Origin of the sequence: Pseudanabaena sp. FACHB-2040 (genome assembly GCF_014696715.1) — a bacterium.
GTDB lineage: Bacteria > Cyanobacteriota > Cyanobacteriia > Phormidesmidales > Phormidesmidaceae > JACVSF01.
The window spans coordinates 1-22,283 of the sequence record NZ_JACJQO010000005.1 but is presented as its reverse complement, the minus strand read 5'-3'; the positions used below and the strand labels follow the sequence as shown (position 1 = coordinate 22,283).

The following is a 22,283-nucleotide window of genomic DNA, read 5'->3' as shown; positions in this document are numbered from 1 at the left end:
TCCCATGAAACAAGTTTTGGTGATTGAAGATGAGACCCAAACGCGGGAGATTTTTTCTCGCTGTTTAACCTTTGAAGGGTTTGCGGCGCTGGCGGCCGATAGCGGCATTGAGGGTATTGAGCTGGCGCAAAGCACGCTTCCTGACTTGATTGTTTGCGATATTATGATGCCGGATTTAGATGGCTATCAGGTGCTCTCTACACTGCGCCAAGATGTGGCAACAGCAGCTATTCCCTTTATCTTTTTGACAGCTAAGGTAACGATGGCTGATCTGCGTCAGGGCATGGCATTGGGGGCAGATGACTACCTCACAAAACCCTGTACGGTGGAGCAGTTTCTTTCGGCAGTCACAACTCGTCTGGAGCGGCAGGAGGTTCTAAGGCGCTGGTACCGTGAGAAGTCGGATTTGACCCCAGCAGCGGCTATCAGCATTTTTCCTGACAGTCCAAAGCTGGCCCCAGTGTTTCGCTTTATCGAGGCGCATTACCATCAGCCGATTAGCCTCACGGATGTGGCGCAGGCAGCGGGGTATTCTGCAGCTTATTTAACAAACCTAGTGCAGACAGAGACGGGCCGCACGGTGAAGCGGTGGATTATTGACAGGCGGATGGCACAGGCGCGGCTTTTGCTAACGACAACAGCCCAGCCGGTGAATCAAATTGCTAATGCCGTGGGCTATGGCGACGTAAGCTACTTCACCCGCCAGTTTCGGCAGATGCATGAGGTGTCGCCGCAGGCGTGGCGGGTAGCAGAAGCAGAAGGCCTAGCGGCAGCAGGGTAGGGCGACTATCTTTAAAGCTCTAGGTGGAGTTGCGATCGCATCTCTAACTTCCCGCTGTCAACATCGGCTCTCCATTTCTATTTGGCTCAGCCCGTAGGTTTCAACCCAACTACGGGGCTGAGCTATTTTTTGTGAGTTTTCTTCAGGGGAATCTATACTCCCACGAAGCTAAATCCTAGCGCAATGACGCCTACTAACGAAATCAAGCCGAGTGCTCGACGGAAGTAGTTGACTCCCTCAAAAAGTTCTTGCCATGCCCAAGTAAATAAAGCGCCGAACGCAACCAGTGCTGCCGCTGTCTGAAGGTTGCCAGTAGGGAGCACGAATTGAAGAAAGGCTGCTGTCAACCCCACCAGAACTGGCAGGTTTGGCATCTGCGCTATAACGATGTTGCCTTTACTGTCTCGAAAGGTGCGATCAAACAGTGTGGCTTCTTTCGTTTGAAGTTGCTCTAGATCACGGTTTAATTGAGATGTCATTTGCTCTATCTAAATTACGGCTGAAAATTAATGCTAATGCTGCATTGTATGGCGGTGCCTATATCGGCCGTTAGATTAAATAGACAGTGCTAGGGTAGGCACTACCCTCTAGGGTAGAAGGGTAAGGTAGACATTGCTCTTGAGCCTTACTTTCTACCTCCCAAGATTGAACCAATGCCTACTAATTTGATGCTTGGTGAAGCATTGCTCTCAATGTGTAATGCAAATTGTAGGACTTTCTCTCAGCAGTGCCCGCTCTACGGCGCTCATTTGTGGCACAGAGAACCCCCTACTGGAAGGAAGAGCCATCTTGGCCCACGATTAGGGAACATAAAACGTGAAATTAGCTCTATACAACCCTCTTTAGTCATTCTGAAGGAAGGGTAGGTTCACCCCTGTTAAGATGGTTTTTCCGTTAATAACTCGATAGGTTTTAACGAATTTTCAACATTTCCGCTATTCTCTAGCAAGCGCGACTAAAGAGGGATGTAATCTATGAGCTCTCTTACCGGTAAATCTCTGCAGCAGGGGAAGTACACCATTGACCAGGAGCTGGGCCGTGGTGGCTTTGGTATCACCTACAAAGCTAGAAACAATGTGCTGACGCAGGACGTTGTCATTAAGACTGTCAACGATGCTTTACGCCAAGAGCCTCAATTTCTGGCGCACCAGAGGCAGTTTCAAGATGAAGCCAGACGGCTAGCTAGGTGCTTCCATCCGAATATTGTGCGGGTCGTTGATTTCTTTACAGAAGATGACCTGCCCTACATCGTGATGGACTATATTCCCGGCCAGACCCTAGACACGCTGGTTCAGCCCAATCGACCGCTGCCCGAAGCCCATGCCCTTTCCTGCATTCGTCAAGTTGGCGAAGCTGCTGAGGCAATCCACCGGGCGGGCTTACTGCATCGGGATATCAAGCCTCAGAACCTGATTTTGCAGCCCGAAACTCAGCGGGTCATGCTGATTGACTTCGGCATTGCTAGAGAATTTACCCCAGGCGTTGTCCAAACCCATACCCACATTGTGTCGGAGGGCTATGCCCCGATTGAGCAGTACCTCCAGCAAGCTCAGCGCTCACCAGCCACCGATGTCTATGGTCTTGCGGCTACTCTTTATACCTTGCTGACTGCCCAAGTTCCCACTGCTGCTATTTTGCGGGACCGGGTTCCTCTACGGTTGCCCCACGAGATTGTGCCAGCGGTGAGCCCAGGCGTGAGTGCCGCAGTCATGCGAGGTATGGCTGTAGAGCCTCATGATCGGCCCCAGCAGGTGAGAGACTGGCTAGCGCTATTGCCCGTTTCCTCTCATAACTCTGGAGTTGAGTCTGCGCCCCTCAGCCAAGTTCGCACCGTTGTCGTTGCGCCAGGGTATCGGCCTACAGTTCCGGCATCTTTTGGGAATGCGACGGTGCCTGCCCCACGCGCTGTCTCTGAACTAGGCACAAGAAACTCAACCTCTCCGCAGCCACACGGTAAATCGCGCTTTTCTTGGTGGCTGCCTGGAGCGGTTGCTATGAGCGTATTGGTCCCATTGGTACTGGGGGTAGGGTATGGACAATGGCGCAATCAAACCGCTCCATCTACATCCACACCTATGCCCACGCCTACGCCCACACCCACGCCAACACCCAGACCGACATCTACGCCCACGCTAACACCTACGCCCACGGCCATACCTACACCCACACCCATACCGACACCCACACCAGAAGCCGTTACCGAACCTGACACCACTACCGACCCAACAGCGGTCGAGCAGCCCAGTGAAGAGCCCACCCCCCCACCTGAAGAGCCCACTCCCCCTATCCCTCCTCCTAGCCCTGTAGACCCAGCTCTACCAGTTGAGCCGCCACCCCTACCAGAGCCATTGGTTAGGCCTTCTGAGGTACCTAATGAGGTGCAACCAAATTCATCAGAATCTGTTTCTGAAGCTAGCGAGGAAGTGGGCCGAAAACAAGAACGAGCCGGGGAAGAACAGCGACAGGCAGAACAGGTAAGAGAAGAGGAACAGCGATAGGCAGAATGAGAAAGAGAAGGAAAACTGCCAAAACCGATACTAGAAACCTGTTTCAGTTCCCGTAACCACCAGCAATGAGCTTTATCGGCCAGGGAGAATTGGGGTGTGCCTAAAAGGTTTTTGATTTGTGCTGGGGCAATGCGAAATGGTCTCTTCAGCGGCTGAAGCCCTTCTGGAGCATCTCCCCTAAATCACTTCAAACCTTGCGTTTCGAGGAAGCGGCAACATCCTCGATTGAACTGTGTGGAAGGAGTTTACCCATGTATCGAATAGCATTGGTTTCGATTGCGGCTGCGGTGGCAATGCTGGGCGGGGCGGTGCAACCTGGCTTTAGCATTCGCAATTTGGCGGTCAACCCAAGTCAGTCTTCGGTCTTTGCAGAGCCATCTATGGCTGAGGATTCTCTGGCCCAAGCCGAGCGTTTGCCCGAAGGTGTGCAAGCTCGCATTCTTGAACAGGTTGCCGAGGAGCAGGATCGGTCCCAAGACAGTCTTGAAGTGGTCAGCGCTACCGCAATGGAGTGGTCAGATGGCTGCTTGGGCTTAGGTGGCCCGGCAGAAAGCTGCCTCATGGCGATCACGCCGGGTTGGCGGGTAACTATTACCGATGGGAGCGCGAGCTGGGTTTATCGCACGGATGCCAGTGGCCAGGGAGTCCGCCAGGAAACCCCGTCTGAGGTGCCGCAATACACCGATATTGATGGCCGCTATGCTCCTGAAATTGCTAATGTTACGAGCCAGGGCATTTTGGTTGAGTCTCCGGAGGAAAATCGGTTTTACCCCAACAGGCCCATCACTCGGGAAGAGCTGGCCGTTGCCATTGTGCAGGCGATGCAGCTGGTTCCGCTGTCGCCTGCGGATGCGGCGATGGAGGCAACGGCACAGCTCCCCCCTCTGCCTAACGAGCTGGGAACGGCTCCCTTTAGGGATGTGGCGGCAAATCGCCGGAGTGCGCGTGCCATTCAATATTTGAAAGGGTTGGGGTTGATTCAAGGCTACTCAGATGGCAGCTTTCGCCCTGAGCAGCCGGTGACGCGGGCTGAGCTGATGTCTTTGCTGCTGAAGATGGACGTTTACCTGGTTGAGCTGCGGCGCTGGGATGGCCGGGATGCTTCGAATTTGGAGCCTACCTTTGCGTTTTCGGATACGCGGGGTCACTGGGCGGCTAAGGAGATTGCTGTGATGTCGGAGAACTGCCGCGCGGCGGAACCGATGAATGGTGAGGGGACGCGGTTTGCGCCCAATGCTCCGGCAACGCGTGGCTATGCTGCCGCTGCGATCGCACGCGACCTGTGGTGCCTCAGCTACTAAGCTAGGGAGAGAAGCCCGGTTTCTTCAAGAAACCGGGCTTCTCAGGGTTCTCGCGATTACTCATCGAGCATGAGGTGGCTGAGCTTGGGCAGACGTACGGCATTTGCTAGGACAAAAGCCTGGTAATCCTCGGCAGTACCTACATCCTGACGAATGGGGTTCAGCTTGGGTAGCGTTCCTTGGCGAAGTTCCACATACTCCCGATAACTGGAAAATTCCCACGCTTCAGGGGCTTCTACAAAGCCTGCGGCTACTGGGTTTAGATGGATATAGCGAGACAGGTAGAGCAAATAGCGATCGCAATTCACATGAATTGAGCGAAATCTGCCTTGGAATAGAGAGCCACAACGTCCATAGCGGCGATTTATGGCTTTGGTATAAGACAGCGAAAAGGCTTGCATCTGTTGCGATAGGGTTTGCGATCGCAGCCGCACCAAGAAATGGTAGTGGTTTGGCATTAAGCAGTAAGCCAACACATCCAACGTATCCTCGACTAGGTAGCGTCGAAACTGCTGCAAGAAATACAGGTAATTTTCTCGTTCAAAGAAAATATTTTGACGATTATTGCCACGGTTGTAGAGATGGTAGTGGTGTCCTGGCACAAAATCTACCTGACGACGCGGCATTCTAATCATTCCCAAAGCTTTCAGGTCTAGAGTTCCCTACTCTCAGGAGAGAACCCTAATAGCCAAGAAGCCCGGTTTCTTGAAGAAACCGGGCTTCTCTACCCTCTGCGCTAAGATTCCCAGAATACGGTTGAACTCCCCTGCCGCATCCTATAAGATTTTCTTGCGGGGAATGGTTCTAGGCGGGGAAGAGAGAAGTTGCCGCTTCTCAAATCCCCTAAATCATCCCAACTTAGGATAGGTAAGCTGGAGACGACCTGGAATCATTCTAGGATCTAGCGTCTTTGGTAACACCTTCATGAGAGACAGCTAGTAAGTTCCCCGTTTTCTTTACCGAAAACGGAGTGAACCGTATGTTTCAATCATCCTCAGGAGACAGTGACAACACCGCCTCAAACTTCCAACTCCCTTCTTACCAGCCCGAAAAGCTCTGCCATATCTTGCTGGGCGACTATGCTGCCGTCATTGAGGCGATCAACCGCATGGCGGTGCTGCACTATTGCGATCGCATCTCCTGGCTCGACCCCATCCCCACTGGTAGAGGTGGGGAGTACATTAGCCTGATGACCCGCAAGCAGAACTAGATCGTGAGGAGGATGGAGGAATAGGCCTGTAACTGATCTATTCCTCTATCTTCTTTTTTGCTGTTCAAGCCCTCACACATTGAATTCGTCGCGGCGTTTGTTGAATCCGCCGCGACGTTTATTGAATTGATCGCCCCATTCATAAGAAACGCTTTCATTTTTATTTAGAACGTTAAAGCGTTTCTTATGAATGACCTCCCATTCCTTGAATTCATCGCGACGATCATCGAATTCATCGCGACGATCGTTGAATTCGTCACGGCGTTCCTTGAATTTGTCCTCCCATTTTCAACAAACGGCTTCTTTTTCCTAAGAAACAGCCCGGTTATTCTCTAAACCATCAGAACGCGTCATTCACTTAACCGCATATATACGGAAAACAGACCCACACCGAGCACAAACAAACCCCGCATAAATATCAGTTACAGTCCTGTTTTGGGTATGCCACTTTGAAAAAGTAAAACAACTCTTGGTGCACTACAGTGACCAGACAAAAACGCAGTTCATCTGCTCTCGAAAAAGCCGAACGCCGTTCCGCTGGATTAAAGGCCATTAATCCCCAGCTTGACCTAGGCGGCGGACTGACCCTAGAAAGCTATTTGTTATTAATTGACACCCTACGCTCCCACCTCATTACCTACAACGAATCTCTGTCTTTTGTAGATCGCGCAGGTAGCACCGTCCAAGATACCGAAAAGCAGCTTGGCACCCTGTCTGAGCGCATGCTGATTGCCGTCGCTGCCAAATATGGCAAAGACAGCTATGAATATGAGATGGCAGGCGGCACTCGCAAAAGCGAACGCAAACGCCCTACTCGTAAGACAAGTACTGTTGCATAGGCTACTGAAAGATATGCCGTTTGCGGCCACATTCCTTCAGCTATTTGTATAGCAACTGTCAGAACAAATTCTTCTCATTAAAGCCCCGTGACTACACATCAAGTCGCGGGGCTTATCTTTATCTCCTAGAAAAAAGCGCGGTTTTGTCGCAATAGCTACAACAAATATCTTAAATCTATTCATAAAGCCTTTTCCCCTGCGTTTAAGTGCTGGATTTAGACAGAATCTAAAAAAAATCCTACTCTTTCGAAAAAAGATCCAATGTATCTTCTCAGCGACCCTGTTAAGGTGCTCCCATGAGTTTTTGAACAGTGCAAATCGCAACTGCTGATCTACCAGCCTGCGCTTAATATCGCGCCCCTATCTATTAGTTGAGAGCCTTCATTCAGGTAAGTCTCTGTCATGTCAATTTCACTTAAATCATCGTTTCCAACAGCTTCAGAGGTTCGATGTGCCTGCGGCGGAAACCACTTCCCCCAGGACCATTGGGAGTTTTTGGAAAGCATGCCCCAAGACCCTGCTGATTGGGTCAACGACCTGATCAAAATGGGGGTATACCGACCTCAGGCTCTGGATCTGGCTCAAAACCTGACTCAGGTTGAAATGCGGGAAGCCCTGTTGCTGCAACAAATTGGCGGCGGCAACCCGGCCCGCGAGGCTTTTTGTCGGGCGCTGATCAAAGAAGCGGGCGGTTTGGATCAGGCAATGGCTGCTGCCTTTGGCGTCAATGCCACGGAGTTTTTTAGCAACACCATTCGCAACAGCGACTTTAGCCGCCGCGAATTTCTTAAAAAAGTAGCGGTCGCCGGAGCTCTCGTCGCAATGGCGAGCTGCGGCCAGCAAACCAGCGAAGCGCCGACTACCGATGCTTCTGTTGCAGGGGCCAGCGCCACCAACCTAGAAAAAACCGACCTCAGAATCGGCTTTATTCCTATTACCTGCGCCACGCCGATTGTAATGTCTGAGCCGCTGGGCTTTTACGAAAAGCATGGCCTCAACGTCTCGGTGGTGAAAATGCCTAACTGGGCAGCGGTGCGCGACTCTGCGATCGCAGGTGAGCTAGATGCCTACCATATGCTCTCGCCCATGCCGATTGCAATCACGATGGGGCTAGGCTCTGCGGCCTTCCCGATCAAGCTAGCCAGCATTGAGAACATCAACGGTCAGGCCATCACCGTGGCGTCTAAGCACCAGGGCAACGTGCAGGGGCCAGAAGACTTCCGGGGCTTCAAGATTGGGGTGCCCTTCCCCTACTCCATGCACAACCTGCTGATCCGCTACTATCTGGCGACTGGCGGCATCGACCCCGATACCGACGTGCAAATTTTTGCGGTGCCGCCCCCAGACAGCGTTGCCAAGATGACCGCAGGCGAAATCGACGCCATGCTGATGCCCGACCCCTTTAACCAGCGGGCCGTTTACGAAGGCGTGGGCTACATCCACATGCTGACTAAGGATCTCTGGGACGGGCACCCCTGCTGCGCCTTTGCCGCCAGCCAGGAGTGGATCGACACCAACCCCAACACCTTCCGGGCGGTGAATAAAGCCATCGTCGATGCGGCAGGCTACGCCGACGATGCGGCCAACCGCAAAGAAATCGCCGCTGCCCTAATCGAGCGGCAGTACCTCAACCAGCCTTTGCCTGTGGTAGAAGCGGTGCTCACCGGCACCTTTGACGATGGCCAAGGCAACACGCTGAACGTGCCCGACCGTATCGGCTTTGACCCCTACCCCTGGAAAAGCTTTGCCAAGTGGATCTCAGCCCAGCTAGTGCGGTGGGACATGATGCCTACCGAAACGGCTAACTACGACCAGATCGCTCAAGACATTTTCCTCACCGATCTGGCAGCAGAGCTGCAAAAAGAGCTGGGCCAAAGCCCGCCTAGCGATGCTGAGCGGGTCGAGAACCTCAAGTTTGACCAGTTCGACCCTGCTGATCCGGCCACCTATATCGACGAACAAATCAAGCAGTATAAAGTGTAGGAGGCTATCATGACCAACCAAGTCTTGCAGCCGACCGCAGTTGAGGCCAAACCCAAACCGTTTACGCTCAACATTAACCAAAGGGCATTTCTGCTCTTTCTGCTGCTGCTGGGCGGGCTGCTGCTAGTTTGGGAAGTTGGCGCTCGCATGGGTGTCTTCTCGCAGCTGATGCCTACCGCCAGTGAAACCCTGAAGGACTTTTGGTGGTGGGTTTCCGACCCCTTCTTTGACTACGGCCCCAACGATAAGGGCATTGGCTGGCTGCTGCTGACTAGCTTGCGTCGGGTGCTCCTGGGGTTTGCGATTGGCAGTGCGATCGCAATTCCCCTAGGTATTGTCATTGGCCTCTCTGAAGTAACCTCGCGGGCTGTAGATCCCTTTATTCAGATCCTCAAGCCGGTGTCGCCCTTGGCCTGGCTGCCCCTAGGCCTAGCCCTGCTAAAAAACTCAGAGAAAACGGCTCTCTTTGTCATCGCTATCACCAGCATCTGGCCGACGCTAATTAACACCAAATTTGGCGTCCACAACGTTGACCAGTCTTACCTAGACGTGTCGCGCACCCTGGGAGCCTCTCGCTGGCGCACGTTGACTAAGGTGATCTTGCCTGCGGCGGCTCCCTACATTGTGTCGGGCCTACGCATTAGCATTGGCATCGCCTGGCTAGTCATCGTGGCGGCTGAGATCTTGGTGGGCGGCTCTGGCATTGGCTACTTTGTCTGGAACGAGTGGAACAACCTCAAGATCACCAGCATTATTGTCGCCATTTTGGTGATTGGCCTGGTCGGTCTGGTGCTCGATCGCCTCTTTGGTTTGCTGCAAGCCTGGGTCTCGTTTGGACGACAGCTATGACCACCTATCTCTCAAAGTCTCAACCTGCGGCTGCCATGTCCTCTAGTGCTCACCTGTCTATCCACAACGTCTCTAAGGTCTACCCCGGCAAAAAAGACTGGCTGAGCAAGGCCACCCGCCGCGCCTCTATCGACTACATTGCCCTAGAAGACATCAACCTGGAGATCGAACCCAACACGTTTGTCTCCATCATTGGCCCTTCGGGCTGCGGCAAGTCCACCCTGCTCAACATCATCGCAGGGCTATCTCAGCCCACAACCGGGGCAGTGGCCATCGGCGGCAACCTCATTACTGGGCCTGGCCCCGACCGAGGCGTGGTCTTCCAAAACTACGCACTGATGCCGTGGATGACCGTAGCCGAAAACATTCGGTTTGCGATTGAAACCGTCAATCCTAAGCTCTCGACGGCTCGCCAAAATGCGATCGCGCAAGAATACATCGACCTAGTCGGCCTCACCGGGGCCGAAAGCCGGCATCCCCACGAGCTATCGGGCGGTATGAAGCAGCGAGTCGGCATTGCCCGCTCCCTTGCCATCAACCCCCAAATCTTGTTGATGGACGAACCCTTTGGCGCACTCGATGCCCTCACCCGAGGCTTTCTACAAGACGAAGTCGAGCGGATCTGGGAGCAGCAGCGCAAAACGGTGATTTTAATTACCCACAGCATTGAAGAAGCCCTGCTGCTCTCCGACAAAATCGTGATGATGACCCGTGGCCCCGCCGCCCAAATCGCCCAGATCCTTGATGTGCCCTTTCCCCGACCCCGTCACCGAGAAAGCCTAGACGAGCACCCCGCCTACCACACCCTCAAAGCCGAGATGGAGCTGCACCTCACCCGCGAAACCCGCGCCGTAGAAGAGTCCCGCATCCGCAAGCCCGCCTCTGTCAGCTAGTTCCACATTCATCTCCATAGGTTGAGTCAAGCAAAGCACGACCCAACACCCCCAAACCTAATACTGGAGGAATCTCCCATGCCTACAACCGAAGTTTCCGAAATCACCAAAAAACTGCTGACCGCCAAAGAAGCCACCGGCATCACCTTCGCTGACCTAGAGCAAAAGCTAGGCCGCGACGAAGTCTGGATCGCCTCTGTCATCTACCGCCAGGCCAGCGCCTCAATGGAAGAAGCCACCGCCCTAGTCACAGCCCTAGGCCTCAGTGCAGACATCGCCCCCGAGCTCACCGAATCGCCTGTTAAGGGCCTTGGCCCTCTAGTGCCTACTGACCCTCTGATCTACCGCTTCTACGAAATCATGCAGGTCTACGGCATGCCCATGAAAGCCGTCATCCACGAGAAATTCGGCGATGGCATCATGAGCGCCATCGACTTCACTCTGGATGTCGAAAAAGAAGAAGACCCCAAAGGCGATCGCGTCAAAGTCATCATGAACGGCAAGTTCCTCCCCTACAAAAAGTGGTAGCAGCCGATTCATAACCTCCGCACCCGCTCCCCACAGTAGACCTAACAAGATCCCGTAGGATGGGCAAAGCAAAGCGTGCCCATCACAGCCCAAACCGCTAAAAGATGGGCACGGGCTATCGCCCTTTGCCCATCCTACAAAAGCCTCCTGTACCCTCTCCCCATCTCCCCCATCTCCTCCCCCCTCCCCATCTCCTCCCCCCTCCCCATCTCCCCCCCCTTCCCCATGAAACGCCAACCTCTCCCTACCACCACCCCTCCCCGCACCAACTGGCTCCAGTTCATCACCCTAGTACTGGCCTTTATCGGGCTCTGGCAGGTGCTAGAGGGAGGCTTTACCATCATCCACCGTCTTTTCTGAGCAACCTTTCCCATGGAATTCAAGCCGCCCCTGCCCCCGTTTACCCTAGAAACGGCCAAGGCCAAAATTCAAGCCGCCGAAGATGCCTGGAACAGCCGCGACCCAGAAAAAGTATCGCTGGCTTACACCCCCGACTCCGTCTGGCGCAACCGCTCAGAGTTCTTCTCAGGTCGAGACAACATTCGCGAGTTCCTCATTCGCAAGTGGAAAAAAGAGCTAGACTACCGCCTCAAAAAAGAACTCTGGAGCTACACCGAAAACCGCATCTCAGTCAAATTTGAATACGAGTGGCACGACGAATCGGGCCAGTGGTATCGCGCCTACGGCAACGAGCAGTGGGAATTTGCCCCAAACGGTCTAATGCAGCGCCGCGAAGCCAGCATCAACGACTTGCCCATTCAGGAGTCGGAGCGCAAGTTTCGCTGGGAACGCCCGGTGTAGCAGAAAGGGGGGACACGTTCCTCACGTCTCCCTGTCCCCTAGGCCCTCCAACTTGGGTTAGATTAGTTCAGGCCAAGCTGGAATAAAGTGGTGACCAATCCTCCTGAAGACCTTGAGTTTGAAGCCCTTCTTAACCATCTCAAGCGAAGTCGGGGCTTTGACTTTACAGGCTACAAGCGCTCTAGCTTAATGCGCCGGGTCAACAGACGGATGCAGATGGTCAATATCAAGACCTTTAGCGACTACGTTGACTATCTAGAGGTTCACCCGGAAGAATTTAATCAGCTGTTTAATACCCTGCTGATCAACGTCACTTCGTTTTTTCGCGATCCCAGTGCTTGGGACTATATCAGAAGTGACGTGCTGCCCCTTATTCTCAGCCGCAAGGATGAGAAGGAGCCTATTCGCCTTTGGAGTGCGGGCTGTGCCTCTGGCGAAGAGGCGTATACCCTGGCTATTTTGCTGGCGGAAACACTGGGTGTCGAGCAGTTTCGGCAGCGGGTCAAGATTTATGCTACCGATGTCGATGAAGAGGCACTCAACCAGGCTCGTCAAGCTAGCTACCAAGAGCGACAGCTAGCTGGGCTTTCCGCAGATCAGATCAGCCAGTTTTTTGATCTGACCGACAACCGCTATACCTTTCACAAAGACCTGAGACGGTCGGTAATTTTTGGTCGCCATGATTTGATTCAAGATGCGCCTATTTCTAGAGTTGATCTACTGGTGTGCCGCAACACCTTGATGTATTTCAATGCTGAGACGCAAAATCAGATTTTGACGCGGTTTAACTTTGCCCTGCGGGACAATGGCTTTTTGTTCTTGGGCAAAGCTGAGATGCTGATGACCCATACCCAAACCTTTTCCCCAGTCAATCTCAAGTGTCGGGTTTTTAGCAAAGTACCTCGGCTGAATCTACGCGATCGCATGACCCTCATAGCACAGTCTGGCGGTAAAGAGGATGTTAGCGTCCTTTCTACCTACATGCGGATGCTAGAGACAACTTTTGAAACTGGCCCGCTAGCGCGAATCATCATTGACAGCAGCGGCCAACTGCGCTCTGTCAATGAGCGAGGTAGAAAGATGTTTAACCTCACTACGCGAGATGTGGGTCGCCTCTTTCAAGACCTGGAGATGTCTTACCGCCCAGTTGAGCTGCGCTCTTGTATAGAGCAAGCCTATTCTGAACGACGCACGATCAATCTGCGTGATGTGGAGTGGCAGATTACGCCCGGTGAAACTGTTTACATGGACGTGCAGGTAATGCCCCTGATGGAAACCGGCAACGTTGTTTTAGGAACTAGCATTACCTTCATTGATGTTTCGCGCTACAAGCGTTTGCAGGAAGAGCTAGAGCACTCCAATCAAGAGTTGGAGATGGCCTATGAAGAACTCCAGTCCACCAACGAAGAGCTAGAGACGACCAACGAAGAACTTCAGTCCAGCAATGAAGAACTGGAGACCACCAATGAAGAACTCCAGTCTACCAACGAGGAACTGGAGACGATGAATGAGGAGCTGCAGTCGGCCAACGAAGAGCTGCAGACTGTCAATGAGGAGCTGCAGCGCCGCAGCGAAGAGTTAAACCAGAGCAACGCCTTTTTGGAGTCGATTATGGCTAGTCTCAAAGGCGGTGTGGTCGTCGTCAACCGCGACCTGCTGATTCGCATCTGGAACGACAAGGCCAAAGACCTATGGGGGCTGCAGCCTGAAGAAGCCTTGGGCCAAAACTTCCTCAACCTGGAGATTGGCCTGCCCACTGAGCAGTTTAGGCAGCCTATTCGAGCCTGCCTAAATGGGGCTAAAAGCACCTCTTATGAAGTCGTATTAAATGCAGTTAACCGCTTAGGGCGCAACATCTGCTGCCGCGTTACCTGCACCCCTCTAATCGATGGCCAGCAGCAGGTGATAGGCGGCATTTTGCTCATGGAGGAATGCCTTGAAAGCAGTCCTACAACCAATCCTCATAAATAAAAACCCTAACCGAGGCCAGGGTTTAATCGCATGGATTTAGGGTGGAGTGTAGAGACAAAATTTAGCGTGTCTCTACAGTGTGGGGTTAAGCAGGGTTGGGTTGAGTGCGCTGCACCAGCGACTGAATCGAAGCCTTTTCTAACAACCCGACTAGCACACCATTTTCACCAATGACGGGCAGTGCCTGCAGACGGTTTTGCTCCAGCACTTTAACCACGTCGAGCAAAGACTGGTCCGACTCTACAGTGGTCATTGTTTCAGGCTCCATGATGTCGCCCACGGCTGTATCGGCCCAGAGATCACGAGAGACGCGCTGCAGGGCGTCTACTTTTAGGGTGCCTGCAAGCTGCCCTTCGGCGTTGACCACCAAGAATTTCTGCCACTGGCTGGTGCCTGCTAGAAACACGGTTTCGGCAAACTCTCTAAGGGTGGCGTCGGCGGCGACTACTGGGCTGGTAGCAGCTACAGCATCTTCAGCAGTCAGGCCATCTAGTCGCTCTTGCACAGTGGCAAACTGACCTGAACGGTTAGCATTTTGTAGCAGGAAGAAACCAATTAGCAGGTTCCAGATGCTGCCGAAGGGGAATAAGCCCAGCACCGATCCTAGACCTGAGATGATGGCTACCCAACCAATCAACTGACCTGAGCGGCTGGCAATGCGAGTAGCTTTGTAGGGGTTGCCCGTGATCTGCCAAACAGCAGCCTTGAGCACGTTACCGCCATCTAGCGGCAGGCCAGGGATCAGGTTAAACACACCCAGAGCTAGGTTGATGTAGCCCAGCAGGCTTACAATGGCGGCGAAAGGTCCGGTCAGCGGCAGCACCAGGTTGACCAGGGTAAACAGGCCAAACAGGATAAAGCTGACGAGTGGGCCTGCGATCGCAACCTCAAAGGCTCCCCTAGGCGTGGTCGATTCTTTTTCTAAAGCGGCCAGCCCACCAAATAGAAACAGCGTAATCGAGTTCACCCCAATTCCCTGCCGCCGCGCTGCAAAGCTGTGACCCAACTCGTGGGCCAAGACCGAAGCAAACAGCAGCAGTGCCGCCATTAACCCCAGCAGCCAAGGAGTAGCGCTACCCAGGGCCGGAAACGCAAAGGCTAGCTCTCGACCGTAGTTCCAGGTCACTAGGGCCAGCACCAAAAACCAGGACAGATTCACGTAAAACGGAATCCCAAATAAATTGCCGACTTTCAAATTGCCGTTCATACCGGGCACCTCTTTTGGGGAAATAGGGGTCGCTGCCCTGCTTTCCGTAACTTGTTAGATCGTAACGAACTGTTAAGTAGGTTTTCATAATTCCAGAGGGGTAAATTCCGGCAGCCTCAGTACGGTCTTTACCCCGGCTAGCCTGCTCCCAGGATGGAGCGAACCCTTAGCGCTAGCTCCGTCAGCTGGTCAGGATTATTGCAAAACTGCTCTGCCTGCGATCGGGGCACCCCCGTCTGAGTAATGTACTCGACGGCTAAATTGAAAAAGGTATCTTCTGATAACTGGCGCAGCTCCGAGCCTTCAGGATAGGCCCGATAGGTTAGAAACTCTTGCGATCGCAACGCCAATTCTCTATAGATTGCGCTACTCGTCAAGAACTGGATATCGCTGATGTCCATAGCAGGCTCTTTAAGGGGGTCTCCTCAAATCTCGCATCTGCAGCTCCTATCGCCCAGACCCCAAAGCCCCACCCCAATCTTCTCCTTCTACCTGCGTCCCTATTTTTTGGCAAAACAGTTTTCGGCACTGATTGAGGCGCAACCGCAGCGGTCACCCGCGTCGCAGCTTTGCCATCAGTACCTACTTATCACCCAAACCCCGCTTTCAGTCGGTAGAGTCGATACGGGCTATATTTTTTGTCGCTGCCTGGGCTAAAACACACTGGACAAAAGCTTCTTCCCTATCCTTTGAGCTTCAAAGGAGCCTCATTTATCTGGGTGCAAACTTATTGCCAGGACATGCTTTTTCCAGCACTCGCTGTCTCCCCACAAGCTATAGACAATCCTCGGCTACAGCCGATACTGCTGCCAGGATGACTGCAGCCAGCTCGCGCTATCTTTCTGGCCGTCTTTTTCTAACTGGCTAACAGCTTGAGTAATAGCGACTGAAATTTGATGAGAGGCCAGTCGGCTCAGAGCCTCTTTCATGACGATATCCAGACGCTTGGCGCTTCTTTGAGCAGCCAGCTCACAAAAGGTTGTGGCTAGGTTAGCAATGGGTGAAGTCGTGAACTGCCGGGTCTTTTTTCCAAATTCGATCATACAAACCTTTATTGAGGATCTATATTTGAGCACTTCTATTTTCGAATAAGCACTCATACTCACACACTATGCCTTCTGGACTAGATCGCCTACTGCTATAGGGCTTGTCTTCAAGAAAAATGACTCAATAGGCTGAGGAAAAGTTCAAGTCAACGAAATACGACCGTTGAAGCGGGCCGTTAAAAAATTCTAAGTCGAGCGCTCTCCTCCTCTACGCCTATGAAATGCGCTCAGGGGCTCTGCCTAAAAGAGCAGGGCGTTGAGTATGTCCGATTTGAGATGCCCGGCCTACATGGTGTCTCTCGCCTCAAGGTAGTACCCATTGACAAAGTCGAAGGCTACACCCGCAAGGGGCTAAACTTCTATGGCGGTACCCTGGCGCTCGATACGGCTTCAATGATAGTGGGTGGTGCAGGGCTACATGCTGAGCGTAAGCCCCAGAGGTGCTCGGTTCTGAGATTAGCTAGCGGCACTGCACTCCATTGGGGATGCTCCAGGCAGAGCTGCAAAATCTCTAGCACCCGTTCTCCGATCCAGTCTATTTGAACTGGCAGCAGGCCATACTTTCCCTGCGTGATTTGGGTGGCTGCCTGCACTAAACCTTGGGCTGAGGTGTCTGCGTTCTGCGGGTTTTCGGTGGTAGGCAAGGTTAGGCAGTAGTCCTGACGAGAGGAGGCTCCTGCAGGCAGCCAGGTAGCCGGATCGCCAACCGGCAAAACAGATCCGGCCACTTGACCAACCTGCTCAGGGGTGATGGGGAAGGATTGCGATCGCACCGACGCTGTTTTGTCAGTTTGCAACAGCACGGCTACTCAATAAGGTCCACAGATATTGTCGGGCTGCTGGCCTGCTTGGTGGTGAGCTTTGGTAACGGAGATCAATCCGGGCAGCAGCTGCAGCGAGAAGCCAAAATCGTTCATGTTCAAGTTACTTAGCAGGTTAATGCCTCTTTAGAGAACGAGCTCTAGCATCTTGACTGAATAGCTGTGAAATGAAAGTTTTTACACCTACAAAAATCCCCCAACCAGAGCCAGGGGAAAATGAGGTGTTAAACGCTAGCTCGTCTGTTTTGCTGAAAATAAATGCGGCTCCAAAAAACTTAAGGTTTCTGCTTCCGCTTGTAATCTCTGTGAGCCAGGAACTCCAGCCAGGTGCAATCAGAGGCTTGCATCGGTAACCCTAGACGGCATTGTCGTACTTGCTGTAGCGATGTACATCTAACCGGAGACAGGAGAATCTGTAACAGAATCAAGTTCAACCTCTGAAAGGTAGAAGACCCAAGATGTTAAGGGAAACTTTGGATCCCGACGAGTGACTTCATGATTGATTAAATAGGAATAAATTCTAATATGGAGAAAGCTGCTGCAGTCTGCTTCAACAAGTTATTAGAATCGATTCTCAGTAGTTAATTTTTTTCCCTGCAATACTGCACTAGGCTCTGTAGCAGTTGGGGCAAACACCATAAATCGTGAACTGACAGTCCAAAAGGGCATAGCCTCGGATCTCTGCTTGACTTGCCCCGACTTGAGCCATCATGTTTTCTTCAAACTCTGTGACTGCTCCGCACTGCACACACACCAGATGGTGATGCTGGTTTAAAAAAGGGGCATTAAGTTCATAGTATTTCCTCCCTTCTGCTAGCTCCAGCTCCCGCAAAAGCCCAAGTCCCACCATGACGTGGATTGTGCGGTACACGGTCGAGGGACTAATGGTTTCACCCTGATAGCTCAACTGCTGATGAATTTCTTCAGCACTCAGATGCTGGCCTTCGCTGCAGGCCTTAAACAGATCCAAAATTTTCTGACGCTGGCTAGTAAGGCGAAACCCTTCCTGATTCAGCAGTGCTTTCAACATCTTCTCGTTCTGGTGTGCTTCTGCCATGGGCTTCTGCAGTCTCATGAATACTAGCTTGGCGGTGAGGCCAACAAAACTGGCAGCAGACCTCTCGGATGACACCCAAGACAACCACTGAGTTCTATTGAAAAAGCCTCTCAAGTAAAATCCTTTACAAAGATAGAGGATTTCATGGGTATTTGCAATCATTCTCAATAAGAGAATGAACCCATTCGAGTTCTCATTTATCGAATCTGCTGAAATTAGGGCTGTTGGGGCTAAAAACTGGCTGACGGGCACCCCTAGCCTCACGTCATCTCTTTGCACCTCACCCACGAGTACCTGCTTGGGTCAACTGTCCATGAGTACTCCTGCATCCAAGTTATTCCTCTTCTGCTGAGGAGAAATAGAGCCCGTCTACCCCAACGCAGGCTCTGATTAACTATTCAGTCTTCAGCTTGCTCATCTTTCTAGCAAAGCAAGGCAAAAACTATTAGAAATGTGTATTACTTCTTCAAGCTAAAGTAGCTAACTTATCGCAATCAATTATCAACTACAATTTATCGACCCCTGACTTAATGATTGCAAATTCTTCTTGTGATAGAAGGCTTTTAGCCAAAACTAAGGATTAGAGGTAAGCTCAAAACAAAGCCGTTTTGATACGCTTAACACTCATCTACCGATTGCTGTCAAAGGAAAGTAAAATGCCTATTACCGAAACCTTAATCCAGTCTTATGGAGAGATCGCAGATAATCCAATTCTGCTGGAAAAGTCGGTAACCGAACCGATTTGTGAAGGACTCAGTGCTGCCTACGCCAGCTTCCTTGCACTCTATTTGCAATATCAGAAACACCATTTTGTGGTTGAAGGTTCTGAGTACTACATGCTGCATGAGTACTTTGCTGAAAGTTACGCAGAAGTTCAAGAACACGCCCATGAGGTCGGAGAGCGTTTGCATGGATTAGGCGGCATTCCTGCTCTGACCTTTAGCAAGCTAGCCGAGCTTTGCTGCTTCGAGCAGGAGTCTGATGATGCTTTCCGCGCCCGCTTAATGATTGAGCACGATCTCAAGGCAGAGCAGGCTGTTGTTGAAATGCTGCGACGCTCGGCTGCTCAGGCTGAGAGCATGGGAGACCGGGCTACTCGCTACCTCTATGAAAAGATTTTGCTGAAGACTGAGGAGCGGGCCTATCACCTGCAGCATTTCCTGACTCGGGACAGCCTCAAATTGGGCTGGTAGTGATTAGCGCTAGTAGTCTCCCTGAGTTTTCTGGTCTTTGTGGCCCTACAGTTTTCTACAAACTGTAGGGCCATTTGGCCTTCTAATCATTTCTAATCGATTACTTAATTTCGCAAAGTCCATACTGAGTTCTTTGCCTCGCTAGCTTGCTAATGTGGGCGAGAACAGCAGGGGCATCTTTAGGGCTAGCCCAGCTAATCACCTCTCCTGTAGAGGGAAGGCGTAGGTTAGGCCCTTGCTTGCAGGCTTTAAGACAGCCCGTTGCCTCCAGATCTACTTCCTGAAACTCCGGATTGGTTTCAACCTCCTGCTGTAGCGCCCGCCAAAGCTCGCCACTCCCCCGCTTACAGCAGCTCCCCTTACGACATACTTGAACGCAGGTGCGAGAAGATCTCATCTGGCTTGCCTGGGTTGGCAAGGCACCTAAGCCTAAGGCATCTACCTCACTGGGCGGCAGCGGCAGAATGTTTACGGCATCCCAAGCTACCCCATCTGGGTAAGCCCAAACTTGAATGAATGCCCCTAACTCTAGCTCTCGCACCAGCATGGGCCGAAGGTACTTGGGCAGTTTAACGGCATACTCCTGATCTGAGGTTTGTAGCCGAATACCTTTCACCTTGCCCTTTTCAGATCGCAACACATCACTGTATCGCCCTTTGAGAATGTGTCCTTGAGGTAGAGTCGCCGCTTGCTTTCCATTGATTGATCGCTCCTCATGCAGCAGCATCACGGCTCTGTCCTACTCTGAGGTGCCAACAGTCTTCCAGATAATCCACATTGACCTGCCGAGGAGCCGTACATTGACGAATAACGCTCCACAGCTGAATAGCGTCACCAGCAGTGCTTATCTTGACCTGTAGAGGTTTACCAGTAGCGCAGTGACTGGAAATTGCCAGCTGCTGCAGACGGTTGTAAATGTTCCAGCGGTCAATTCGGTCAAACTCGAGGATGTCGCTCAGTACGTAATCAGGTTCTACAGATTTCATATCTCAAGACTGTCTGAGGTAAACGGGAAAAGAGACTACCTTAACCACCAGCTTCAGTAAGAATAATTCCGAAAGCAAGTTAGCTACTTCAGAAATGTGTTCTCACTTAAAATGCCCAGTTGGCCTTCTGAAAAAGCCAGAATCCTTTGGCTGATGGAAAAAAGATGGGCTGTCAGGCCAATGTAGGAAGTAAATCCACATTGGGATTTCTACTCAAAACCATACCTGATTTTCCGTCTCTGTTGCAATAGATTTTCAATAAGAAGCTTCTTAAAGACAAACTTTAGGGCAATGTTGCCCTGGCCTTTAGGCGGTGTGCTTCTAAAGGTCGGCTCCTATCCCTTCCTCTGTCCTCAGGGCAAACCCTAGCTCCCGCGCTCAATGCAGCGCATACAAACGAAGGAAAGCGCCACCACACAGCTGACCTCAACAAATAGCTGCAGCGGCAGTGGTGCAGAGGTCAATCCCCAGATAACAAGGATCGAACCCACCAGTGCCGAAACAATTACAAGCACCTCATCATCAAACCGCAACCCTAGCCAGAAAATGCCAAAGCCAAGGGCCCACAGCACAAAGTAGTCCATATCAATATTTCTGCTACCCGTCTCAGTTTTTGTAACCGTTCTAAAGAAAGTCTCCTGCCTAATTAGGCTGATAGGAGATGGGTCACCTCACTTACCACCACTGATCCACGTTAAGGATTACTATGTCACGCTTCAAATTCATAGCTAACTTAAGCCACTCCCGCTTGGCTACCCTGGGTCTGCTTGCCGCTGTGATTTCAGGGGGTATCGTTAGTCAAGCTTCTACACTGGCTCACCAGAGTCCACTACAGAGCGATCTTGCTACCCAGACCGTATTCGAAGCCAGAAACGTCCGGGCAAACCGCTCCGAGGCGCAAGTACCACCCTTAGTGCGTAACCGGGTGATCCGTCGTGCTGCTCAAGACACTAGGCTACCCCTTCAAGGTTTCAACATTATTCAAGCCAGCGCCGAAATTTGGCCAGATGGTTGCCTAGGTATTCCCAATCCAGTGGCTCTGTGTGCTGCAGTCCAAACTCGTGGCTGGCGAGTTGAGGTGTCCCATGGCGATGTGATTCGCGTTTATCGCACTGATGCGGCCGCCCGAGTGATTGAAGAAGAGCCCACGGATAGCAACCTGCTACCTCGCCTAACTGCCAGTCGGGTGCTAGACGAAATCATACAGACTTCTGGACTGCCCTTAGAGCAGTTAAATATTCTTGCTGCAGAACCCCGCACTTGGGACGGTTGCTTTGGGCTACCTCCTTCCGCTGATTCCATGTGCACTATGATTGCCATTCCAGGCTGGCGGGTTGTCGTCACCGCGCCCCAACATGTGTGGGTCTACCACACCAATCAAGACGGCACCGAGATTCGTCTGAACGAAGTAGCTAGCCAGATTAAGGATGCTACAGTCATTCCCGATTTCATTGAAGCAGGGGCTCGTCCTTTAGAAAATGAAGTTGATCCAGAAGCTCTAGTGACCGTTACTAAAAGCGGTGGCATTGCCGGACACACTGAGAAAACCGTTCTGTTCCAGGATGGTCGTCTTGTTCGTTATCCCCACTCGGGTAGCGCAAGCTCTTCGCCTGTACTGCTGCGACAAGTTTCCCCGGAGGAGGTGAATGCCTTTGTCCAGCAAATGCAGGCTGCCCAGATCGATCGTTTCGAGGGTTTACGCTACTCTGCCCCGGCAGGAACTGCTGACCATTTCACGGTAACGATGCTGTTTGGTCGATACAGCATGACCCAGTACGATGATGCGATCACAGCCCAATTGCCTAGGCAGCTTCAGCGGGCCATCCAAAATTGGGACACCTTTGCGACGCCTGCTCCATAGCCATAAGCCCTGTAGTACGAATGTCATGAGCGTACTGCAAGCAACGGTAAAAATATTTTTTGCCAAAGGGGTTGTCAAACCCTCTTCGGCTTGGTACATTGGTAAAGCGCTCAAGAGAGGCACCCCCACATCTAGCGCACTGATAAATATAGCTACGCTAACTGTAGGGCAAATACCCGAAGTTAGTACGGCTACTTACCTAAAAAGTAAGAGTATTGTCAGGGTAAGATGAAGGAGTGCACTTAAGAAACGCGGAACCTAGACAAGAGAATAAGTTTGGAAGCCAGTTTATTAATTCTCGTCAATTAAGAATGAGTTTTGACTTAGGTCAAAGCGAGAGTTAACCGGATGAGAGCATCTGGTTCGAATTTTCTATTATGGAGAGTTTGATCCTGGCTCAGGATGAACGCTGGCGGCGTGCTTAACACATGCAAGTCGAACGGAATGCT

At 51.9% G+C, this 22,283-nt stretch carries 24 protein-coding genes and 1 rRNA gene; 15 read left to right on the top strand and 10 right to left on the bottom strand.

From position 1 onward, the window contains the following. Positions 1-4 precede the first annotated feature (4 nt). Positions 5-781, top strand: coding sequence for a response regulator (locus tag H6G13_RS03870; RefSeq protein ID WP_190481869.1), 777 nt, complete (start codon positions 5-7; stop codon positions 779-781). A gap of 152 nt (positions 782-933) precedes the next feature. Here H6G13_RS03870 and H6G13_RS03865 read toward each other — a convergent pair whose 3' ends face one another. Continuing rightward, positions 934-1,260: a hypothetical protein gene (locus H6G13_RS03865; RefSeq protein WP_190481868.1), complete on the bottom strand. Its 327-nt coding sequence runs from the start codon at positions 1,258-1,260 to the stop codon at positions 934-936. Positions 1,261-1,755: 495 nt separating this feature from the next. Here H6G13_RS03865 and H6G13_RS03860 point away from each other — a divergent pair, with 495 nt between their 5' ends. Next, positions 1,756-3,279 carry a serine/threonine-protein kinase gene (locus H6G13_RS03860; protein ID WP_190481867.1) on the top strand — a complete coding sequence of 508 codons (1,524 nt, stop codon included), beginning with the start codon at positions 1,756-1,758 and terminating at the stop codon, positions 3,277-3,279. A gap of 260 nt (positions 3,280-3,539) precedes the next feature. Beyond that, positions 3,540-4,589, top strand: coding sequence for an S-layer homology domain-containing protein (locus H6G13_RS03855; protein WP_190481866.1), 1,050 nt, complete (start codon positions 3,540-3,542; stop codon positions 4,587-4,589). 56 nt (positions 4,590-4,645) lie between these two features. Here H6G13_RS03855 and H6G13_RS03850 read toward each other — a convergent pair whose 3' ends face one another. After that, on the bottom strand, positions 4,646-5,215 hold the full coding sequence (locus H6G13_RS03850; RefSeq protein ID WP_190481865.1) for a transposase: 570 nt from the start codon (positions 5,213-5,215) through the stop codon (positions 4,646-4,648). Between the two features lie 353 nt (positions 5,216-5,568). On the opposite strand from H6G13_RS03850, the gene H6G13_RS03845 reads away from it, so the two are divergent. The 9 genes from H6G13_RS03845 (at position 5,569) to H6G13_RS29355 (ending at position 13,663) form a co-directional block, all read left to right on the top strand. Beyond that, complete coding sequence (locus H6G13_RS03845; protein WP_190481864.1) at positions 5,569-5,799, top strand: hypothetical protein; 231 nt, start codon at positions 5,569-5,571, stop codon at positions 5,797-5,799. A 482-nt stretch (positions 5,800-6,281) separates the two neighbouring features. Then, positions 6,282-6,638: a hypothetical protein gene (locus tag H6G13_RS03840; RefSeq protein ID WP_190481863.1), complete on the top strand. Its 357-nt coding sequence runs from the start codon at positions 6,282-6,284 to the stop codon at positions 6,636-6,638. Between the two features lie 402 nt (positions 6,639-7,040). Further along, on the top strand, positions 7,041-8,621 hold the full coding sequence (locus tag H6G13_RS03835; protein WP_190481862.1) for an ABC transporter substrate-binding protein: 1,581 nt from the start codon (positions 7,041-7,043) through the stop codon (positions 8,619-8,621). A 9-nt stretch (positions 8,622-8,630) separates the two neighbouring features. Continuing rightward, positions 8,631-9,470, top strand: coding sequence for a nitrate ABC transporter permease (gene ntrB / locus H6G13_RS03830; RefSeq protein WP_190481861.1), 840 nt, complete (start codon positions 8,631-8,633; stop codon positions 9,468-9,470). Beyond that, positions 9,467-10,363 carry an ABC transporter ATP-binding protein gene (locus H6G13_RS03825; protein ID WP_190481860.1) on the top strand — a complete coding sequence of 299 codons (897 nt, stop codon included), beginning with the start codon at positions 9,467-9,469 and terminating at the stop codon, positions 10,361-10,363. Before ntrB ends, H6G13_RS03825 begins: the two co-directional genes overlap by 4 nt. 78 nt (positions 10,364-10,441) lie before the next feature. Beyond that, positions 10,442-10,891 (top strand): cyanase, encoded by a 450-nt coding sequence (gene cynS, locus H6G13_RS03820; RefSeq protein WP_190481859.1) that lies wholly within the window; start codon positions 10,442-10,444, stop codon positions 10,889-10,891. A gap of 225 nt (positions 10,892-11,116) precedes the next feature. Further along, complete coding sequence (locus H6G13_RS29045; protein WP_277882480.1) at positions 11,117-11,251, top strand: hypothetical protein; 135 nt, start codon at positions 11,117-11,119, stop codon at positions 11,249-11,251. Positions 11,252-11,263: 12 nt separating this feature from the next. Further along, positions 11,264-11,692, top strand: a complete 429-nt coding sequence (locus H6G13_RS03815) for a nuclear transport factor 2 family protein (protein WP_190481858.1) — start codon at positions 11,264-11,266, stop codon at positions 11,690-11,692. Between the two features lie 90 nt (positions 11,693-11,782). Continuing rightward, on the top strand, positions 11,783-13,663 hold the full coding sequence (locus H6G13_RS29355; protein ID WP_190481857.1) for a CheR family methyltransferase: 1,881 nt from the start codon (positions 11,783-11,785) through the stop codon (positions 13,661-13,663). Positions 13,664-13,748: 85 nt separating this feature from the next. On the opposite strand, the gene H6G13_RS03805 is transcribed toward H6G13_RS29355, so the two are convergent. The 5 genes from H6G13_RS03805 to H6G13_RS03785 form a co-directional block, all read right to left on the bottom strand. Beyond that, positions 13,749-14,870: a site-2 protease family protein gene (locus tag H6G13_RS03805; RefSeq protein ID WP_190481856.1), complete on the bottom strand. Its 1,122-nt coding sequence runs from the start codon at positions 14,868-14,870 to the stop codon at positions 13,749-13,751. Positions 14,871-15,007: 137 nt separating this feature from the next. Continuing rightward, positions 15,008-15,271, bottom strand: a complete 264-nt coding sequence (locus tag H6G13_RS03800) for a hypothetical protein (RefSeq protein ID WP_190481855.1) — start codon at positions 15,269-15,271, stop codon at positions 15,008-15,010. Between the two features lie 390 nt (positions 15,272-15,661). Next, the gene (locus H6G13_RS03795) at positions 15,662-15,913 is read right to left on the bottom strand and encodes a hypothetical protein (RefSeq protein WP_190481854.1); all 252 of its coding nucleotides are present in this window, start codon (positions 15,911-15,913) and stop codon (positions 15,662-15,664) included. Between the two features lie 362 nt (positions 15,914-16,275). Then, complete coding sequence (locus H6G13_RS03790; RefSeq protein WP_190481853.1) at positions 16,276-16,719, bottom strand: hypothetical protein; 444 nt, start codon at positions 16,717-16,719, stop codon at positions 16,276-16,278. A gap of 625 nt (positions 16,720-17,344) precedes the next feature. Then, complete coding sequence (locus H6G13_RS03785) at positions 17,345-17,794, bottom strand: Fur family transcriptional regulator (RefSeq protein WP_199305726.1); 450 nt, start codon at positions 17,792-17,794, stop codon at positions 17,345-17,347. A gap of 656 nt (positions 17,795-18,450) precedes the next feature. Between H6G13_RS03785 and H6G13_RS03780 the strand changes: the two genes are divergently transcribed. Then, entirely contained in the window at positions 18,451-18,987 is a 537-nt protein-coding gene (locus H6G13_RS03780) for a DNA starvation/stationary phase protection protein (RefSeq protein WP_190481852.1), read from the top strand. Positions 18,988-19,087: 100 nt separating this feature from the next. Here H6G13_RS03780 and H6G13_RS03775 read toward each other — a convergent pair whose 3' ends face one another. From H6G13_RS03775 to H6G13_RS03765, 3 genes are all read right to left on the bottom strand, one after another. Continuing rightward, a complete protein-coding gene (locus H6G13_RS03775) occupies positions 19,088-19,714 on the bottom strand; it encodes a (2Fe-2S) ferredoxin domain-containing protein (RefSeq protein ID WP_190481851.1) in 627 nt (208 codons plus the stop codon). Further along, on the bottom strand, positions 19,701-19,973 hold the full coding sequence (locus H6G13_RS03770) for an Asr1405/Asl0597 family protein (RefSeq protein WP_190481850.1): 273 nt from the start codon (positions 19,971-19,973) through the stop codon (positions 19,701-19,703). Before H6G13_RS03770 ends, H6G13_RS03775 begins: the two co-directional genes overlap by 14 nt. 365 nt (positions 19,974-20,338) lie before the next feature. Further along, on the bottom strand, positions 20,339-20,557 hold the full coding sequence (locus H6G13_RS03765) for a hypothetical protein (protein ID WP_190481849.1): 219 nt from the start codon (positions 20,555-20,557) through the stop codon (positions 20,339-20,341). A gap of 122 nt (positions 20,558-20,679) precedes the next feature. Between H6G13_RS03765 and H6G13_RS03760 the strand changes: the two genes are divergently transcribed. Both H6G13_RS03760 and H6G13_RS03755 read left to right on the top strand, forming a co-directional pair. Then, a complete protein-coding gene (locus tag H6G13_RS03760) occupies positions 20,680-21,834 on the top strand; it encodes a hypothetical protein (protein WP_190481848.1) in 1,155 nt (384 codons plus the stop codon). A gap of 374 nt (positions 21,835-22,208) precedes the next feature. Then, positions 22,209-22,283 (top strand): 16S ribosomal RNA (locus H6G13_RS03755); the annotation flags it as partial.

What these genes read in the sequence shown, in the direction of transcription:
- H6G13_RS03870 (WP_190481869.1), top strand. Translation starts at nt 5, where the DNA reads ATGAAACAAGTTTTGGTGATTGAAGATGAGACCCAAACGCGGGAGATT.
- H6G13_RS03865 (WP_190481868.1), bottom strand. Translation starts at nt 1,260, where the DNA reads ATGACATCTCAATTAAACCGTGATCTAGAGCAACTTCAAACGAAAGAA.
- H6G13_RS03860 (WP_190481867.1), top strand. Translation starts at nt 1,756, where the DNA reads ATGAGCTCTCTTACCGGTAAATCTCTGCAGCAGGGGAAGTACACCATT.
- H6G13_RS03855 (WP_190481866.1), top strand. Translation starts at nt 3,540, where the DNA reads ATGTATCGAATAGCATTGGTTTCGATTGCGGCTGCGGTGGCAATGCTG.
- H6G13_RS03850 (WP_190481865.1), bottom strand. Translation starts at nt 5,215, where the DNA reads ATGCCGCGTCGTCAGGTAGATTTTGTGCCAGGACACCACTACCATCTC.
- H6G13_RS03845 (WP_190481864.1), top strand. Translation starts at nt 5,569, where the DNA reads ATGTTTCAATCATCCTCAGGAGACAGTGACAACACCGCCTCAAACTTC.
- H6G13_RS03835 (WP_190481862.1), top strand. Translation starts at nt 7,041, where the DNA reads ATGTCAATTTCACTTAAATCATCGTTTCCAACAGCTTCAGAGGTTCGA.
- ntrB (WP_190481861.1), top strand. Translation starts at nt 8,631, where the DNA reads ATGACCAACCAAGTCTTGCAGCCGACCGCAGTTGAGGCCAAACCCAAA.
- H6G13_RS03825 (WP_190481860.1), top strand. Translation starts at nt 9,467, where the DNA reads ATGACCACCTATCTCTCAAAGTCTCAACCTGCGGCTGCCATGTCCTCT.
- cynS (WP_190481859.1), top strand. Translation starts at nt 10,442, where the DNA reads ATGCCTACAACCGAAGTTTCCGAAATCACCAAAAAACTGCTGACCGCC.
- H6G13_RS29045 (WP_277882480.1), top strand. Translation starts at nt 11,117, where the DNA reads ATGAAACGCCAACCTCTCCCTACCACCACCCCTCCCCGCACCAACTGG.
- H6G13_RS03815 (WP_190481858.1), top strand. Translation starts at nt 11,264, where the DNA reads ATGGAATTCAAGCCGCCCCTGCCCCCGTTTACCCTAGAAACGGCCAAG.
- H6G13_RS03805 (WP_190481856.1), bottom strand. Translation starts at nt 14,870, where the DNA reads ATGAACGGCAATTTGAAAGTCGGCAATTTATTTGGGATTCCGTTTTAC.
- H6G13_RS03800 (WP_190481855.1), bottom strand. Translation starts at nt 15,271, where the DNA reads ATGGACATCAGCGATATCCAGTTCTTGACGAGTAGCGCAATCTATAGA.
- H6G13_RS03795 (WP_190481854.1), bottom strand. Translation starts at nt 15,913, where the DNA reads ATGATCGAATTTGGAAAAAAGACCCGGCAGTTCACGACTTCACCCATT.
- H6G13_RS03785 (WP_199305726.1), bottom strand. Translation starts at nt 17,794, where the DNA reads ATGGCAGAAGCACACCAGAACGAGAAGATGTTGAAAGCACTGCTGAAT.
- H6G13_RS03780 (WP_190481852.1), top strand. Translation starts at nt 18,451, where the DNA reads ATGCCTATTACCGAAACCTTAATCCAGTCTTATGGAGAGATCGCAGAT.
- H6G13_RS03775 (WP_190481851.1), bottom strand. Translation starts at nt 19,714, where the DNA reads ATGCTGCTGCATGAGGAGCGATCAATCAATGGAAAGCAAGCGGCGACT.
- H6G13_RS03770 (WP_190481850.1), bottom strand. Translation starts at nt 19,973, where the DNA reads ATGAAATCTGTAGAACCTGATTACGTACTGAGCGACATCCTCGAGTTT.
- H6G13_RS03765 (WP_190481849.1), bottom strand. Translation starts at nt 20,557, where the DNA reads ATGGACTACTTTGTGCTGTGGGCCCTTGGCTTTGGCATTTTCTGGCTA.
- H6G13_RS03760 (WP_190481848.1), top strand. Translation starts at nt 20,680, where the DNA reads ATGTCACGCTTCAAATTCATAGCTAACTTAAGCCACTCCCGCTTGGCT.